At 41.2% G+C, this 17757-nt stretch carries 18 protein-coding genes; 11 read left to right on the plus strand and 7 right to left on the minus strand.

Annotated features, from left to right (window positions below; translation table 11 throughout):
- Window positions 1–242: 242 nt before the first annotated feature.
- Together V5G21_RS16410 and V5G21_RS16415 are read right to left on the minus strand one after the other, a co-directional pair.
- Window positions 243–779 (minus strand): MarR family winged helix-turn-helix transcriptional regulator, encoded by a 537-nt coding sequence (locus V5G21_RS16410; protein ID WP_011246265.1) that lies wholly within the window; start codon window positions 777–779, stop codon window positions 243–245.
- Window positions 780–864: 85 nt separating this feature from the next.
- Window positions 865–1674, minus strand: a complete 810-nt coding sequence (locus V5G21_RS16415) for an alpha/beta hydrolase (protein ID WP_011246266.1) — start codon at window positions 1672–1674, stop codon at window positions 865–867.
- Window positions 1675–1948: 274 nt separating this feature from the next.
- On the opposite strand from V5G21_RS16415, the gene V5G21_RS16420 reads away from it, so the two are divergent.
- The 3 genes from V5G21_RS16420 to V5G21_RS16430 all read left to right on the plus strand — a co-directional run bounded on the left by V5G21_RS16420 (window position 1949) and on the right by V5G21_RS16430 (window position 5087).
- Window positions 1949–2530, plus strand: a complete 582-nt coding sequence (locus V5G21_RS16420; RefSeq protein ID WP_338464944.1) for a TetR/AcrR family transcriptional regulator — start codon at window positions 1949–1951, stop codon at window positions 2528–2530.
- 97 nt (window positions 2531–2627) lie between these two features.
- On the plus strand, window positions 2628–3764 hold the full coding sequence (locus V5G21_RS16425; RefSeq protein WP_338464945.1) for an NAD(P)/FAD-dependent oxidoreductase: 1137 nt from the start codon (window positions 2628–2630) through the stop codon (window positions 3762–3764).
- Between the two features lie 81 nt (window positions 3765–3845).
- The gene (locus V5G21_RS16430) at window positions 3846–5087 is read left to right on the plus strand and encodes an MFS transporter (RefSeq protein ID WP_095316895.1); all 1242 of its coding nucleotides are present in this window, start codon (window positions 3846–3848) and stop codon (window positions 5085–5087) included.
- 485 nt (window positions 5088–5572) lie between these two features.
- On the opposite strand, the gene V5G21_RS16435 is transcribed toward V5G21_RS16430, so the two are convergent.
- Complete coding sequence (locus V5G21_RS16435; protein ID WP_338464946.1) at window positions 5573–6469, minus strand: arginase family protein; 897 nt, start codon at window positions 6467–6469, stop codon at window positions 5573–5575.
- A gap of 104 nt (window positions 6470–6573) precedes the next feature.
- Between V5G21_RS16435 and V5G21_RS16440 the strand changes: the two genes are divergently transcribed.
- The gene (locus V5G21_RS16440) at window positions 6574–6915 is read left to right on the plus strand and encodes a winged helix-turn-helix transcriptional regulator (RefSeq protein WP_073303794.1); all 342 of its coding nucleotides are present in this window, start codon (window positions 6574–6576) and stop codon (window positions 6913–6915) included.
- Window positions 6916–7081: 166 nt separating this feature from the next.
- Here the strand turns inward: V5G21_RS16440 and V5G21_RS16445 are convergent, their stop codons facing one another.
- The 4 genes from V5G21_RS16445 to V5G21_RS16460 form a co-directional block, all read right to left on the minus strand.
- On the minus strand, window positions 7082–7705 hold the full coding sequence (locus V5G21_RS16445) for a GNAT family N-acetyltransferase (protein WP_338464948.1): 624 nt from the start codon (window positions 7703–7705) through the stop codon (window positions 7082–7084).
- A gap of 1 nt (window position 7706) precedes the next feature.
- A complete protein-coding gene (locus V5G21_RS16450; protein ID WP_095326866.1) occupies window positions 7707–8315 on the minus strand; it encodes a TetR/AcrR family transcriptional regulator in 609 nt (202 codons plus the stop codon).
- A 211-nt stretch (window positions 8316–8526) separates the two neighbouring features.
- A complete protein-coding gene (serS, locus tag V5G21_RS16455; RefSeq protein ID WP_073303864.1) occupies window positions 8527–9804 on the minus strand; it encodes a serine--tRNA ligase in 1278 nt (425 codons plus the stop codon).
- Window positions 9805–10109: 305 nt separating this feature from the next.
- Window positions 10110–10820 (minus strand): DNA alkylation repair protein, encoded by a 711-nt coding sequence (locus tag V5G21_RS16460; RefSeq protein WP_094428932.1) that lies wholly within the window; start codon window positions 10818–10820, stop codon window positions 10110–10112.
- Between the two features lie 273 nt (window positions 10821–11093).
- Between V5G21_RS16460 and V5G21_RS16465 the strand changes: the two genes are divergently transcribed.
- From V5G21_RS16465 to V5G21_RS16495, 7 genes are all read left to right on the plus strand, one after another.
- Window positions 11094–11807: an AAA family ATPase gene (locus tag V5G21_RS16465; protein WP_073303869.1), complete on the plus strand. Its 714-nt coding sequence runs from the start codon at window positions 11094–11096 to the stop codon at window positions 11805–11807.
- A 67-nt stretch (window positions 11808–11874) separates the two neighbouring features.
- Entirely contained in the window at window positions 11875–12441 is a 567-nt protein-coding gene (locus V5G21_RS16470) for a histidine phosphatase family protein (protein ID WP_338464951.1), read from the plus strand.
- Window positions 12442–12560: 119 nt separating this feature from the next.
- Window positions 12561–13691: a sensor histidine kinase gene (locus V5G21_RS16475; protein ID WP_338464952.1), complete on the plus strand. Its 1131-nt coding sequence runs from the start codon at window positions 12561–12563 to the stop codon at window positions 13689–13691.
- Between the two features lies 1 nt (window position 13692).
- Complete coding sequence (locus V5G21_RS16480; protein ID WP_095316898.1) at window positions 13693–14325, plus strand: response regulator transcription factor; 633 nt, start codon at window positions 13693–13695, stop codon at window positions 14323–14325.
- 118 nt (window positions 14326–14443) lie between these two features.
- Window positions 14444–15376, plus strand: a complete 933-nt coding sequence (locus tag V5G21_RS16485; protein WP_338464953.1) for an ABC transporter ATP-binding protein — start codon at window positions 14444–14446, stop codon at window positions 15374–15376.
- An 11-nt stretch (window positions 15377–15387) separates the two neighbouring features.
- Window positions 15388–16650, plus strand: coding sequence for an ABC transporter permease (locus tag V5G21_RS16490; protein WP_338464954.1), 1263 nt, complete (start codon window positions 15388–15390; stop codon window positions 16648–16650).
- Entirely contained in the window at window positions 16650–17744 is a 1095-nt protein-coding gene (locus V5G21_RS16495; protein ID WP_212930307.1) for an ABC transporter permease, read from the plus strand. Before V5G21_RS16490 ends, V5G21_RS16495 begins: the two co-directional genes overlap by 1 nt.
- Window positions 17745–17757: the final 13 nt, after the last annotated feature.

Genomic DNA, 17757 nt, shown 5'->3' on the forward strand with positions numbered 1-17757 from the left:
CCTAAGCGAGATTACGTATACAAGCAGCTGTCCAAAACAATAGAAGAGGGGGCGATTGCTCAAATAAAGTGGAGGGAATGAGGATAAACGGCCCACGAAAGTAAAATGGATACTAAGGGCAAAAGCGCTTTCCTATTTTTCTACTAGCAGTTGTACATCCCGCAAGGATTAAACGTTCCGAGCTTGGTCCTGCGGGATGCTGTCTGATCAATTAAACAAGCTTGCTTGCTCTGTTCACTTTCTTACATAGGTGAATCGGGTTTACCTTGTTCATCAATTTTTATAAGCTTTCGCGGCTCTTGTTCTTTTTTACCGTACCAGAGCAATACATCGGCGAATAAATCTAAAATACGGATGAAGTTGTCCTTGTCTTCCTCTGAAATTTTGTCTGCGTATTGAAAGATTTCCTCAAAGCAGAGCTTGTAAACAAATCGCGTATATTGTTCGTACACTTCGCGTCCTTTGGCAGAAGGCTTAACATAAATATCTTTACGATTTCCGCTTAAGTGATACTTTTCTAATAAGCCTTTTTCTGTTAGGTGTTTAACATTCTTTGAGAACGTGCTGCGGCTGACTCCGAGGCGCGCAGCCATTTCGGACATTTTCTCCTCCTTTTCCTCAGCCTCTAGAATATACTCCAACGTTTGGATCTGCGCTGCGGAAAACGTTATATCTGTACCATAGCTTCGCTGCTGCTTATAAGTATTGGAATAGGCGTTGCCATACTTAATGATCTTCTCAATAAGGGCTCGATGTTCCCCCATCCATTCTAGTTTCATTAATAAATCCCTTCCATAGTTAAATCGTGTGCCTTTAGAAAGGATCATAACATATTCTAATTACGTATTTCACAGACCTTTACAATTAGATGCGTTTTTCTAGCCACGCAATCGCTTCTGCGATGACTTCGTCGCGGCTTGGCTCGTTGAAGATTTCATGCATCAAATGAGCGTAAATTTTTAAAGATTTATCAGCGGATGCGATATCTCCATAAAAATCACGGGAATCCTGCTCGCTGACAAGGCCGTCATTCGCACCATGCATGACAAAGACCGGATCAACGAAATTTTCAGCAGACTGCTTTAGCCACGCTACACCTTCACCTAAACAATTAAACAGATCGACGGAAATTTGCTTTTCTACAAGCGGGTCATTCGCATAGGCCGCTACAACTTCAGGGTCGCTGCACACTCCGCTGCCAAGTTCATTCGGAAGATAAGTTCCCGTGGGAAGAGCAAGCGGGAGTTCCCCTGCAACCTGGGTATTATAGCGGGTAAGTGCTCCCGACAATACAATTCCTTTCACTTTGCCAGGGTACTTGGTGCCAAATGCTGCTGAGGCAAAGCCACCCATACTATGTCCAATCACAAACACGGGTATATTGGTGCTTTCCTGTAATGCTTGATCAACCATTACATTCACGTCATCAATAATTTGGTGAAAGTTGCTATAAAATGTGCGTTTGCCTTCTGATCTGGCATGGCCGCGATGATCAAAACGGTATACATTGAAGCCGCGCGCATTTAAGTTTTCCGTCAAATAGTCGTAGCGTCCGGCGTGCTCACATAAGCCATGAACAATGACGACGGCAGCCCTCGCATGGTCTACCAGATTTTTTACAAAGTAAAGCTTTGTACCATCAAAAGATGGGATAGTCGTTTCAATAGGATCCATGAGTCATGTCCTCCTTTTGTATTCAGTAAAAATAAAATTGTTTCCTGTAGAAATTATTTTATCACCAACAGCATAGTTTGTATATAAGAAATTGAAGCGGTTACAAATAACGAAGTTTTTCGCACAGTGAGAAATGAACGCATCGGCTATGTAGTTGCTTAGACCGGATACTTACTGAACTACCAATCCTTGTTCCTCATTCAACCTGTTTGCGAAGTCATCCATTCCATACTATTATGTTTATAATTACTACTTCAATATAAGGAGCACTATAATGAGTGAACAAAAAAAGAAGATCATCTCAGCAGCTAGAAAATTATTTCAAACAAAAGGTTTCTCAGAAACCTCAATGAATCAAATTATAGAAGCTGCACAATCAAGTAAAGGGAATTTGTATCACCATTTCAAAAACAAAGAAAATCTATTTGTATATATTCTTGAAGAAGATGCTAATCAATGGCTGAAAGATTGGAAAATAGAAGCTGAAAAAAAACAAAATAATTCAAACCATATTTTATATACACTCTCAGAATTTGTAGCCAAGTCTAGCATTAATCTTTATTACCATAAAGCAACCGAAGAGTTTTATCTTAGTGCGTTCAAATCAGACGAGGTGATGAAAAAGATTAAAGATATAGATAAACTATACCTTGATTTTTTTGTGGATATTATTAAGCAATGCCAAACGTCTAAACAAATCAACCAAAATGAAGACCCGAGCGTATTAGGCTATTTTCTTATGAGCCTATTATTTATAAGTAGTGATTATAAACATTATTATGATGATTTTGAGGAAAATGAGAATAATTTTCATAAGAAAGCCATAGATATTTTCTTAAATGGGGTAAGAAGGTAGCATAAATTTCGCTTCCTTCGGATCCCTGTTGCTAAATATTTTTTTTATACTATAATAGACCGAACGGTCTGTCTATAATTGAGAGGAGAGTAATGTCATGAATCATAAGCATGTAGCGATTATTGGAAGTGGTGTTGCAGGGGTAGCTACCGCATTATTTTTAAAAAAGGCAGGCATTGAAAGCACTATTTATGAAAGTAGATCAGCCGAAATAGAAACGGGTGCAGGTTTTTTACTGTCTCCAAATGGAGTGAAAGTTTTAGGTGAGATAGGGTGTAAGGAGGAGGTCATTGCTAATTCAACGATCATAAAAAGTATTTGTCAAATAAACAGTGAAAATGAAGTGGAAGCAATTATAAATAATTACAATGAAAAACACTTTAATGCTCCTTTAATTAATGTTATGAGGTCAAATATCTTAAATCCTCTCTTAAAAGAAGCTCAACGTCAAGGGATAGAAATTAAATACAGCAAAAAGTTGATTTCGGTAAAGCAACTTTCTAATTCAATTGAAGCTTTTTTTGAAGATGAAACATCAATAAAAACCGATATTCTTATTGGAGCAGATGGAACTTTTTCAAGAACTAGAGAAGCTGTTGCATCAAGCGCTAAATTAGATTATAGCGGTATGTGGGGACTTCAAGGGGTCTCGTATGTCGAAGATTTTGAATGGGATGAATCCAGTAGTTATTTATACTACGATGAAAATCTATTCTTTATTTTTGGAAAAGCACATCCCACAAACAAGTTTAATATTCTATGGCAAGCCTTCTCTATGCGCCCTGAGAAACTTCCTACAAAACATTTTGAGAAAGCCAATAAAGAAACCATTAGAGAGTTTATATCTGAACAAATGAAAGATTGGAAAGTGACTAAAAACCTCCAACGTATGATAGAAAACACAGAGATGTTTTTCCCGAGGAGTATTTACGAGGTCAACGATTTACCTATGTGGTCAAAAGGTCGTGTTGTTCTCGTTGGAGACGCTGTCCATACAGCGAATCCTTTTTTAGGTCAAGGAGCTTCATTTAGTCTAGAAGATTCGATGGTACTAGCAAAAATGCTCAGAGATCATGATTACCGAGATGCGTTTTATTATTATGAAAAAGACCGAAGAAAGAGGACAGAAGAAGTAACTGCTATGTTCCAAAATATGAATATTGAATTGAATATTGAAAAAAAGATTAACGAATACAAAATTACGTGGGAAGAAGAAAAGAATGATTTAAAGTAATAACACGTAATTGATAATATTTTTTAGAACCAACAAACCGGACGGTCTGTCTATGTATCTAACTTGAGAGGACAATTTTTAATGGACATTTCATTATCGCTTTATAAAAATCGTACGTTTATTTTATTATCTATAGCAAACATATTCGCTATATCAGGATTTAGTATGTTTTTAACCACCACTACGTGGTACATCGTTTCGGATTTAGGTATGGCAAGTATACTGGGAATCGTGTTAATTGCATCGAGTGTACCTAGACTTGCTTTGATGATATTTGGTGGTTTTTTAGCTGATAGATTTAAGAAAACAACTATTATGTTTTCAACTAACTTAGTTCAATTTCCTGTATTAGGACTGTTAACATTTTTGGTAGCTTATGATTATATAAGTGTGTTTTCTTTAATTGCTATTTCTGCTGTTTTCGGTGCTTTGGATGCGTTCTTCGGTCCTGCGAGTACATCTATGATACCTAAGATTGTAAAACACTCTCAAATTCAAAAAGCAAATGCTGTATATCAAGGTATCACACAAGTATGTTTTCTTGTAGGTCCTATTTTAGCCGGAGTCCTTTTGGAGTATGGTGATGCCTCAATCAGTTATTTGGTCGCTACAATACTTATTGGATTTTCAGCCTTTTTCGTATTCCCACCATTTATACAAGAAGCTCCTGCTGACAGTGACAAATTAGAGTCACCGTTAAAAGATATTAAAGAGGGTTTTCGATATGTAATGTCCTCTTCATTTTTAAAGACGGGCATTATGGTGTTAATCTTTAGTAACTTCTTTGTAATTGGAGGGTTACATTTAGCTATCCCTATTCTCGTTGACACATTCGGTGGAACGCCACTTAATTTAAGCTTTATGGAGGTTTCATTAGGTATAGGCATTGTTGCAGGAACATCAATACTAGCAAAAGTACAGATTGATCGTAAGGGATACCTAGCACTTTTATCTCTGTTCGCTTTGCTTGTATTTTTCATTCTCTTTAGCCAAGCAACTAATCTGTATTTACTCACTGTCCTACTCTTCTTTATTGGAGGGGGATTTGCACTTACGTATATTCCAGTGTTTTCAGGTGTTCAAGAAAAGACACCACAGCACATCATGGGCAGGGTTACTAGCTTAGTTTATCTGGCCATGAATGGGTTTGACCCTATTGCGTATGCTGTTTTAAGTGCTTTAATAGCTGCCGCTTACCCCATTCAATGGATTCTGTTCTCCTTTGGATTAGCTGGATTGTTTGCCAGTATCCTTTTATATACGCGAGCTAAAGAATTTATTCAATATAGAACCATGAACAAGAATCAACCTGATGAATTCTAAATAGAGTCCGGCAAAAACAAGCCTGACGAAACAACAAAGGCATCGTCGCAAAGCTGGCGGCAGCAGGTTTCAGCAAGTTGATCTCGCTCTATAGTAGTCAAGTATAACTGTAACGCCTGTTTTCTTGGAAAGCTGGCCGATTGTATACATCACTAGCCTCCTTCAACTAAGTGATTGAATTTATTATAAAACAGCACGTAACATGGCGTTCAATTCCTAATTTCATTTGGAATGATCTGCGATTTGATTTTGATAATTGCCGCCAGGATCCGTATGAAGGAAGTATAAATTGGTTCTTACTAGGGGGGCGAGTTTTTTGTAGAAAGCTAAATTGACACTCGTGCAGTGACTATCTTTGGGACTTGTGCTAACGAATAATGCTCATGTCATCTGTGGAGAAAGTGGACCACCAGTGACATGAGCGTTCACAGTTTTCGGGAAGTACTCTTTTTATAAAGACATGTCAAAGCGTGAAATAGTAAAACTTACTCATTTAATAGGGGGATATCCCGAAGTAAGTTCTTCAAATTAATAGCGTCCCACGGCATATGCTCCGTTATTCCTAATCCAACCACATCCGTTTCTTCAGATAGTTCTTTAATCAGATTAATCAGTTGCGGGATTTGCATCGTTCCCTCCGGAGTAAGGTTAAAAGGTGCTTCAGGGTTAGCGAATAATAAAGAACGGAATGCTTTTGGGTCAAGGACATCTAAATCAAGGTGAATAGCCAGGTGCTTAATGCCGCTTTCTTTAATCCACTCTTTAATGGATGCAGTACTGTTTGCCAACTCCTCAGTCCCAGCCGTTCTAATACCGAGTCTTTGAATTACTTCCGTATCTGGTTCTGTAGGAGCTATACCCAGTCTTTGAAACGCTTCTGCAAACAATTCCATTTCTTGCTCTGTAGGAGCCGCTAATCCCGCGATAAAGACGTTTTCTGGTTTTAAAGGGATTTTCACATGTTTTGCGAACTCCTCATCCCCGAGAGGTAAAGAATGGGCATTATCATACCCGACATATCTAACTAAATCACTATGAGCATCAATCCAAATTAAACCTAATTCCCCGCCGTATCGTTCGTTTAAATAGGCAAATGGGGCCTGCTCGACTAAGCAGTCGCCGCCAAACATGACAATGCGATCCGGTTTATGAGCATGAATGATATGCTGAGCAGCTTCTAACTGTGCAAGCAACTGCGTTCTACCATTCATCCCGTTCTCGTTCTCAAGGGGAGTACCATTATAAGCTTGAACGGGCACATGAATAAGAGGTTGATCATTGTTCGGAGCAAGCCAAGCAAGCAGTTCGGCTCCAAAAGAGTAGTTAGGGTTGTTTCCTCCTTGCCATGGGGGCATTAATAAGCGTACTGTTTTTTGTGTCATCGTTTTTCTCCTTTACTTCAAAGTAAGGTTAGTATAAACTGGGCACAAAATAAAAAGTAGTACGCACTATTTTGATAGGTACTACCCGAAAGGATAGTGTGAAGATGAGTATGGCTGAATACAAAGGCAAAGTGAAACATATTCAAGATACGCCTTTTGGTTACACATTGTCTGTTATTGGCGGTAAATGGAAAATGGTTATTATTTACCTTTTGGCGGAAAACGAAACGGTACGCTTCAATGAGTTGAAAAGGCAAATAGGAACAATTACTTATAAAACATTAAGTTCGCAACTGAAAGAATTGGAAGCTGATGGCATGGTGAAACGGAAAGAGTATCCGCAAATCCCTCCTAAAGTCGAGTACAGCCTCACTGAAAAAGCAGAGACATTATTACCTGTTTTGGAGGAATTATGTGAATGGGGAGTCGCTAACCAAAACAATTAAACTGGCAATTTCCTAGCAAGTTTACTCGTTAGGGGAGTGGGCAGTGGGTTGCCCGTGCCGCATATCTCGCCGCGAAATGGTTTGGTATCACTTGCAAAAAAACAGATGTTTAAAATGAACATATAAAAGAAAGCAAAATCCCTAATCGTGGCCTGTTGTACTCTTCCTAAGTGGTTTGCTTATTATTCATACGTCTTAAAGAAATCATATATTGAATACCGCTCTTCTTAGCCGCAGAGGTGGAAAGCCGTTTTCGTTTGTATTCTTCAAAGCCGAGCTTGTGATACAATTTCATGGCAGGCAAGTTGGTATCGGCTACTTCCTCAATAATGTATTGCTCAAACGGTATCATTTTCATGATCGTATCGATTAGATGAGAAGCTGCCCCCTGGCTTCTAAATTTAAGAGCGGTGCCGACAAATTCAATTGATCCGGTGTTAGACGGAGGATCTTCAAAAGGTTTTTCAAACGCCCGTTTTAAAATGATCCCTGCTAACACCCCTTTATAAAGGCCCAGGAATTTCCTTAGCTGTTTTCTGTCCAACTGTAACGATAAGGTATGGCAGTCGGTACATGCTGCCATAGCCGCAATTTCCTGCCCAGATACAGCTACATAAAACTGGTCCATTTTGAACATATGGGCAAAAGCGTTGGCAATTACTTTTTTGTCATTGGAGAAATAATCGAGCCATTGGCTGAATCCATCGGCAAATATATGGGCCATTTGATTTCTTGCATCATGGGGCATTTGATCTGCTCTAACTACTTCGAATGGCGGGCGAATGTTCATGCTATTTTTCTCCTTCCTTAGAAAGTCCAGCAATAATGATTTGTACAGAAGGCATTACAAATCGTTCTTTTAATGTAATTTTCATAATGGCCAGTCCCTGTATAGTTGAAAAAAAGTGCATCGCCATTTCATCCGGCGGTCCTTGCTTAAATTCATTTTTTTCCTGTCCTCTTTTGATTAAATCAGCTGTCGCCTCCAGCATTTGTTGATTCAGTCCCACGATTTCATGATGTTTCTGGCTGGCACCTCCTGAGAAGAAGGACTGTGTCATCAGAACCATCAAGTTGGCAAGGTCGTCACTTGTGGACAAATCGCTATATATTTCTTTTACAAATTGCTCAAGTTGTTTTTTAGGTGAATCCCCCGTGCGGAATGAATCAACTACTGCTTGCAGCCCGGCCATGGCGAAATCCACCAACTCATGGAAAAGGACTTCTTTGTTTTTATAATGTCGGTATAACAAGCCAATGCTGATACCCGCTACATCGGCAATTTGCTGCACATTCGTTGAGCCATAACCTTGATGAACAAACAGGTGCATGGCGGCAGATTGAATTTTATCACGAGTTGCGCTACGCATTTCTTCGAATTGTTTTTTGCTACGGGGCATAGCTGTAGTTGCCTCCTCATTTTTTATGAGTGAAATTTTACTCATTCATTATAAAATGAAAAGATGATAGAAGGCAAGCATATAAACCTCTGTTACCCGAGATTATATTGACTGTCTTGGGCGGTTAGGTCGTAAATGATAGCAGCGACAGGGAGGCTTCCAGGAATAAAACCTAGCAGCCCCTGTGAACAAAAGGGGCTGCCTTTAATGATCAGGGCTCCAGGCGTTCCAGCCCTTGCATGTATCTCTGTAAAGCTTGAGGAATCCGAATGGAACCATCTTCCTGCTGGTGATTTTCCAGCAGTGGAATCAATATTCGGGGAGAAGCGATGGCCGTGTTGTTTAAGGTGTAGCAAAATTGTGTCTTGCCGTCTCGATCTCGGTAGCGAATGTTTGAGCGGCGAGCTTGAAAATCCAGCAGGTTAGAGGCGGAATGAGTCTCTCCGTACCCGTGCCTGCTTGGCATCCAGGTTTCGATGTCCCATTGTTTATAGGTTTTTTGAGACATGTCGCCGGTGCATACAGCCATGATGCGATAAGGAAGTTCAAGGAGCGCCAGGATCTCCTCCGCATTGGCCGTAATCTCTTGAAAGAGCTGTTCCGACGTATCCAAATTAGCTTCACACAAAATGACTTGCTCGACTTTTGCAAATTGATGCAACCGGTACAAGCCATGAACGTCTTTTCCTGCTGACCCCACTTCGTTGCGGAAGCAGGTAGAGACGGCAGCAAGTCTGATCGGCTCTGCGACGTCTATCATTTCATGATCGTAATACGACACAAGGGGGACTTCAGATGTACCGACCAGCCATTTGTCCTCCTCTGCCATTTTGAACGTTTGCTCTTGGCCAAGCGGGAAGTGTGCGGTATTCAGCAAGGCCTCTGTCCGGACCATGAGCGGCACTTCAAGCAGCTTGAATCCTCTTTGGACTAACACGTCAATGGCCAACTGCTGCACTGCCCGGTGCAAGAGCGCTCCCATATCCGTCAAGTAGTAATTGCGGCTGCCGGCAGTCTTAACGCCGCGGGGGAGATCAATCATCTGATGGAGCTCTCCAAGCGCTACATGATCTTTTGGTTCAAAAGCAAACGTTGTCGGTTCGCCGACCCGTTTTATCTCGACATTGTCATGATCGGATACGCCCACCGGCGTATCCGGTGACACAACATTGGGTACATAAAGCATGAGCTGTCTATAATGGCCTTCGACTTCTTTATGCTCCTCTTCAATAGTGTGTAAGCGTTGGTTGATTTCTTTCACGCGTTTTTTGTGGTGGTCCACTTTCTCACGTTCATTGTTCCGCATGAACACGCTAATTTCTTGGCTGAGCCGATTCCGATCTTGGCGCAGCTGTTCCAACTCGTGGAGCAGGGCTCGCCGTCTGTCATCGTACTTAACTAATTGAGAGATGGAGATGGGGATCCCCTTTTGGTCCGCGATTGTTTGCACTTTTGCTTGGTTTTGCCTAATCCACTTGATGTCCAACATGGCAACGCACTCCTTTTTAATGAGAATACAAAAAGCGCTCTCGTCCGATTGGGACGAGGAGCGCTTTTCTCGCGGTGCCACCCAAATTGACCGAACAGCATAACTGTCCAATCCACTTAGTTCCGCGGTAACGGGCGGGTCCGGTTAACTTAGGGGGAAAGGCTTCCCCTTGACGAAAACGCCTCCGAGTTGGATTCTCTTCATTGGCCTAATGTCGTTAATTTTTATAGTATAGCGCAGACTACTGATTGTATTCAAGGCATAATGATGAAAGTTCAGACTCTTGGCTGATTCGCTTTATCATGTTAATTGTTTTTTAAGCTTAAATAGTAGTCCCGTGTACTTTTATCAAACTTCTCAATCGCATATCTAAGCGTAATCCGAGGCATCGTGCGGGCGTGTTTATTCAAGAATGACTTTAACTTTTCCTCGTCTCTCTTTCCGGCTTCACGAATAAAACTGCCGACCGCTTTGTTGATTAACTCTTCTTTATCGTTGATGAGTATTTCGGCAATAGAAAATGTATCTTCCAAATGGCCGTTTTTAATAAAGCTAAACGTACTTACAATCGCCGTTCTCCGCTCCCAAATATTCAAGGAATGCGCCATTTCGTACAGCTTATCTTTTGGTTTATCCAGTAGATATGTTCCGACTACAGAAGGAGCGGCGCGGTCGACAAAATCCCAATTGTTGATACGGTCATGTCTTTGAATGTAAAGGTCGTACAAGGCCTGTCTATGTTCATCTGTGAGCTTCTTTTTCTTGGCCTGGAAATCCATAATGCTGACGGCGCCCATTCTTACTTCATAATAATCGTTTTCTAAGAGCTGTTCTATTTCTGTCAGGGGCATGTCCGTGAATTGCTTGGCAATTTGGAACACCGTACGCATGTTTAACCCTAAGCACGTCGTGTTTTTGTCTGACCCTTTAAAGAATTTTTTCATTTTTTCTTTGTCCGCTTCATTCTGATGGAGTTGCAACTCATCAATAAAGCTTTTAGCTGTAAGGTTGCTCATCATCCGAAACTCCTTTTAGGTTGGTGGGACAATAGGATAACATAATTATGATTTTTATACTTCTTTTTAATTGCTCCTTTTAACATAAAGGAGTACAACTTTACGTCCAGGCACGACTTTGCCGTTTGCATTTCGGTTTTGTTAGGACAGGCGACAAGCTTTTTTTGTACAATGTAAAAAGAAGCAAGGGTGCTCTGCATTCTAACAAGCGCTGGCTAAAAAATGGGTGATCCATGGTGGAAAGTACGATTATTGAATGGTAGGTGGGCATACATGTTCTTAAAACGGATTGAATTGCAGCGGGAAAAAATTTCTTCTTTTCAATCGTATCCTTTTTCTATTCCCGTTATGAAACATTTTCATAGGCTTGATTTGAAGAGCCATGTCACTTTTTTTGTCGGCGAAAATGGCTCAGGAAAATCAACATTGCTAGAAGCGATTGCCGATAAATGCGATTTTAATACGGCGGGGGGCGGACGCAACAATTATTATGAAGTGGATGCGTCAGAATCTGCGCTTGGTGATTATATTCGCCTTTCATGGTTGCCAAAAGTTTCAAATGGTTTTTTTCTTAGGGCTGAGTCTTTCTATCAGTTTGCTTCCCATATTGATGCAATCGGTACATTCGATGCATACGGGGGGCGTTCCTTGCATCATCAGTCACACGGAGAAGCATTTTTGTCCCTTTTTACGAATCGATTCAATAAAAAAGGAATTTATCTACTAGATGAGCCTGAGGCGGCTCTGTCGCCACAGCGGCAACTTTCGTTTTTAGCGATTTTACATGATTTGGTTTCGACAGGGGATAGCCAATTCATTATTGCGACTCACTCTCCGATTTTATTAGGCTATCCACATGGAACGATTTTTAGTTTTGATCAGGATGTGATCAAAGAGATTGACTATGAGCAAACGGAACACTACCAATTGACACGGCATTTTTTAGAAAATCGTGAGCTGTTTTTACGTGAGATTTTAGGAGAGTAATTGCTGACGATTGATTCCGTTTGTCTCAAGTCAAAGGAATGCGAGCTACATAAAGGGAGGCGATCATTTGCAAACGAATGTGTATTTAGTCCGCCACGCCCATTCAACGTACACAGCAGATGAGCTTGGAAGGCCACTGTCAGAAAAAGGGATGGCCGCTAGCGAGAACGTGAGGCAACTCTTTGCAAGGAAAAAAATTGACGTTGTCCTTTCCAGTCCATATAAGCGTGCGATTCAAACGGTGGAATGTGTGGCCGCCGGAATTGGGAAAGAAGTGATCATAAAAGAGGGCTTTAAGGAACGGCGTTTGTCTGAAAAGCCGATGGAGGACTTTCAAGCAGCGATTGCAAAAGTTTGGGAAGACCCTACGTTCTTTTGGGAAGGGGGAGAATCGAACGTGGCCGCCCAAAAGCGGGGCGTTCAAGCACTGCTAAACGTGTTGGAAGAATATGAAGGGAAGAACATTGTCATAGGAACTCACGGCAATATCATGGTTTTACTGATGAACTTCTTTGACCGAAACTATGATTTTCTTTTTTGGAAAAGCCTTGAGATGCCTGATATTTATAAACTCATGTTTCAGAGCAAAAACCTAATAAATGTGGAGAGGATTTGGAATGGGCCAGAGGAATGATGATAGCTATAAGCGTGATTCTAAGGCAAAGTGGTTTCGTTTATATATAAGTAAGTTCGCACATTCTTCAGGTTGGTTGCCTAATTGGATTGCGGGCACGCCTGGAAGGAGTTTGTAGGATGAATAAAACGTATTTTATTTGGATTGGGATCCATTTTCTTGTATGGCTGGTTGCGATAGCAAGCATGACCACTCATTTAAACGAAATTCAACTTGCGAGTCTTTGTTTATTTTTTCTCTTGCTGTTTTTGCTCCCGCTGTTTGCAGGAAAATCAATGATGCAAATGACGTTGTTCCTTATCCAAATACTGGCGATTACGGTTATCTTTTATCCGAACGGAAATGGGTTTTCTCCCTTTTTATTATTCGTTCAAGCGTTAGTCCTCGCCGAGGCTGTTTTTTACTTGCCACGTTTAAAAAGTTTGATTGTCATTGGCGTTCAAATAGGCTTTATGCTATTGATCGTAGCTGAAATACGTCTCGCGATTTCAGAACTGGCTTGGATAGGCTTATTTTATCTTTTGCTACTTATATCTTTGTTGTATTATCAATCGATCCATAATCGGCAAATGGATTTGGTACAAAAGCACGGCGCTTTACTTGAAGAATACAGGAAAATGAAAAGGCAACTTGTGACAGAGGAGGAGCAGGCGAGGCAGGGAGAGCGGATGTTGATTGGCCACGAAATCCATGATTCTGTCGGACATAAACTTACAGCGCTGCTTATGCAATTTGAAGCCTTTCGTTTAACCGCCGCTGAAAAGGACAAACAAAAAATTGCGGAGCTTAAAAAACTGGCTGAACAAAGCTTAGAGGAAACAAGGAAGGCAGTGAAATCCTTTAAGCAAAAGGATGTAGGTGGGTTACAGGGTGTGATCCGTTTGATTCGTCAGCTGGAAATGGAAAGCTTTATGAAAATTCATTTCTCTGTGAAGCATGGTGCGTTTGCTGCATCGTTGTCAGGTGAGCAATCCTTTGCGGTCTATCGTGCTGTACAAGAAGCGCTTACGAATATAATGAAACACAGCTCTACAAGGGAAGTGCAAGTGATGTTTGAATCACCTGGTGGCAGTATATTTCGCTTTGAAGTGGCGAATGAGGCGACTCCGAATTCTTATTTTCAAGAGGGCTATGGCTTAAAAGCGATGAGAGACCGATTAGAAAAAGTGAATGGTTCTATGGACGTTATTCATGATGGCTCACAATTTGTCGTCAGGGGAAGTATACGATTAGCTGATCGGAGAGGATAGAATGATTAAGGTGCTGCTAGCAGAAGACCAAGTCATGGTACGGCAAGGGTTAAAAGCAATGATCGAAACCGATGAAGACATCACAGTAACTGGAGAGGCTGATGATGGGAGAAAAGCGCTTCGTTTATGTGAGGCGCAAGTGTTCGATGTGGCGATTTTAGATATTCGCATGCCTGAAATGGATGGAATTGAAGCGGCCAAGATGATGCGCTTGCGTTATCCGAAAATGAAAATTTTGATGCTGACCACGTTTGATGATCATCAGTACGTGGTCGAGTCCTTAAAATTAGGCGTTAATGGTTATATGCTGAAAAACGGCGACACGGAATCATTGATTCGTTCGATTAAAAGTACTATAAATGGAGGTCTTTCCCTTGAGGATCAAGTAGCTGCTAAAGTAGTGCCTACTCTTCTGCAAAATCAAGAGGAGCCGTCTATTGATCCTAGCCTAACCCCAAGGGAAAGGGCGATTTTAACATGTATAGGGGAAGGGCTAAATAACAAAGAGATAGCAGAGCGATTAGGCTTGTCAGTTGGCACAGTAAAAAATCAAACGAGCCAGATTTTTGACAAGTTGGCATTAAGGGATCGGACTCAACTGGCCATTTATGCGATTCGCCATCGGCTTGTGTGAGTGGAGAAAAAGTGACGAAAGTAACAACAGTCATTTGAACGAATGACCGGAGTCAGTAGGGACTGCGGTTTTTTTGTTTTAAGCTACATGTAAGAAAGTAAAAAAGGGAGGCTTCTCTATGCTTGAAACGATACAGTTAAGCAAATCATTTAAAGGGAAGAAAGCAGTACAAAATGTTAGCTTGTATTTGGATCATGGCGAATCGGTTGGTTTAATAGGCCCAAATGGGGCAGGGAAATCGACTACCATTTCCATGATATCCACATTAATCAAGCCTACAGCCGGTGAAATTAGGCTAAAGGGAATGAATGTTGTAGATAAACCAGGCGAGATGAGAAAGGTATTAGGAATTGTGCCACAGGAATTAGCGTTATACGAAGAGTTGTCGGCATATGAAAATCTTAAATTTTTTGGTTCCATCTATAAAATCAGAAACAAAGACCTAGAAGGAAGAATCCAACAAGCGTTAGAAATTGTTGGATTAGCCGATCGCCGCAAAGAATTGGTGAGAACGTTTTCTGGTGGGATGAAACGAAGAATGAATATTGCCGCAGCCTTGTTGCATCAACCCCAAATCCTCATACTAGATGAGCCTACTGTCGGCATTGACCCCCAATCGAGAAATCATATTTTGGAAACGGTGCGCATGCTAAATGAAAAGAAGGGAACAACGGTTTTATACACGAGTCATTATATGGAGGAAGTGGAGCAACTTTGTGATCGGTTATACATTATGGATCATGGGGAAGTCATTGCTTCAGGTACAAAGGCAGAGCTGCTTAGCATCTTATCAACAGAGGACACGATCAAAGTGGAGCTTAGTAAAGTCGAACCCGGTTTTGTCAAACAAGTAAAAGCGCTGAATGGTATTCGCGAAGTAGAGGGCTCCCATGTGGAGTTGAAGATGATTGCAAAAAAAGGAAGCAATTTAATTAGTGAGCTCGTTCATCTTGCTGAACAGCATCGTATTCAAATCATTAATTTTCATACGGAAACGCCAAGTTTGGAGGATGTGTTTCTTCACTTAACTGGACGTAGGCTACGGGATTAAGGGAGGCCACTATGCGAAGTTATATAAAAAAAGACTTGCTCACGTTTTGGCGTGATCGGAAAGAACTGATTACTGTGCTGGTGCTGCCGATTCTCTTAGTAGTTGTACTCAATTTTGCTTTTTCTGGGTTGCTTGGAAACGATGAGGAAACGATTGATTTACGTTTAGCGCTCGTCAATCAGGATGATGATACAGAAGCATCAGCACAATTAAAGGAAAAATTGCTTCATGATGCTTCATTGGCAGAACAAGAAGCACAAGACCTAGTTCGACGAACAAATGAAGTGCGCCCAATGCAAGTACTTGTCGACTATTTCGAAAGCGACGACTTAAAAGAGTGGGTGACTGTTTACGAACTAGAGGAGGCGGAGGCAGTCGAAAAGGTTGAAGAGGGGGAGATAGATGGCTTTGTTCTCATACCGGATGGCTTTACTGTAGACAGTTTATATGCCGCGGTAACAGGAGAATCTCCGGCTACGACGTTGACGTTTAAGAGGGAAAAAGAAACGAGTGCTACTAGTGCATTATACAATATTATTCACGGCTTTATGGATCATTTAAATTACCACTTTGCTTTGGAAACCCTCTCCGGCGCTACTGAAGTAGAGGTAAAGCTTCCTGAAGGAGGCTTTGAACAGGAGGAAGCAGGGCAGAACTTTTCTTTAACGCAATATTTCACAATTACGATGGGCATATTATTTGCTTTATTTACTGCGGAAACGGTCGCTACAAAAACAGGGCTGGAAATGAGGCAACAAGTATTTAATCGCATCTTGATAGCAGATCGAAATCGAGTGCTTTTTCTACTTGGAAAAGCGGTATCAACTTTTTGTTTGGCTTGGCTGCAAATCATGCTTGTCTTTACGTTGGCCCATTTCATTCTTGATGCATTTCCTGAGCGAACGTCGTCTTTTTGGTTGGGACTCTTAGGAATCGTTACCTTGGTTTCTTTAGCGATTGCCGGCTTAGCTGCTATATTCACCACCGTTTTACTGAGAATGAAGAAGGTGGAGGCTGCAAATGGCCTATTTGCACTCGTGATTATACTGTTTGGTGTTGTAGGAGGAAATTTTGTTCCAATTTACATCTTGCCTGATTGGCTCCAACGAATCGGTGAATGGACACCAAATGGTCTTGCATTAGTCATGTTTACAGACTGGATCCGTTTTGAACAAGGAACGTCGCTAGTTGGACCAAGTCTCCTGTTGATCTCATTCTTTGCCTTGTGTAGTATTGCTGGTTTAGCCTTTTATCCGAAAAGGGGGGAAGCGTAATGAAACCAGTATTTTGGGCTCAATTTATGAAAGATAAGCGGAACCCACTTTTGTTAGTTTTATTTATTGCTGGAAGTATTCTCGCTACACTCTTATTTGCTGGCGGTGTTTATTCGCCGACAACAGTTGCTATTTTTAGTGAAGAGGAGAATGCATCAAACATTGAGAAAAAATGGGAAGAATTGTTGAATGCTGATGATGCATTCCAGTTTGTCATTGTTGATCCTGAGCAAGCCCGGGAGGACATACGAGCTGGCCAAGTTGATGTGGCAGTAAAGCTAATGGAGTCAGATTATAAACTCATTGCCGCCGGCGAACTGCCAAGTGTGGCCATTGTTCAGCAGCATGTTGATAAAGTCTTTCAACAGGAGGCATACGGTAGGGCGATTTCGTCTCAAGCTGGAAGTAGCCGCGAGGCGTTTGAGCGGTATTTGGCGGATGCCCCTTTTCAACTAGAGGCTCAAGGCATTGACCGTGAGGAAACGGTTGAGTATAACATAAGCACGCAGTTATTGTTTGCTTTTACTTTTTTAGTTTCCATGTTTATTGCCGGTTTTAAAGTAAACAATGTGATGTACGATAAAGTTTCTGGCGTATGGAACCGAATGATTTTGTCGCCGATAAGCAAAACCAATATGTACAGCAGTCATCTCTTATATAGTTTTTTAATAACCATGTTTCAAATTTGCGTCGTGCTGATCGTGTTTAAGTATGGCTTAAATTATGAAATAGGAGACCAACTAGGGCTTGTCGTTTTGATCGCTGCATTTTTTACTTTTAGCATGATTAGCGTGGCGATGCTTATTACCGGTTTTGTAAGAACGCCGGAGCAATTTTTGGCGATTTACCCTTCGCTTATTCCCATTATACCGCTAATTAGTGGGGCATATATGATGCCTGGGACGATTACAAACCCGGTGTTGCTGTTTATTGCCGATTTATTTCCGCTGACACATGCGATGGACGCCATTATGGCCGTCATCTTTTATAATGCTGGTTTGCAGGATGTGGGCATGTCATTGTTGGTTATGGTGTTGATTGGAATTGTCGCCCTGGGACTAGGAATTAACCTAATGGAGCGAAGAAGTCAGTAAGAAAAAACGCTCT

The sequence above is a fragment of the Shouchella rhizosphaerae genome (assembly GCF_036700015.1).
GTDB classification, from domain to species: Bacteria; Bacillota; Bacilli; order Bacillales; family Bacillaceae_D; genus Shouchella; species Shouchella rhizosphaerae.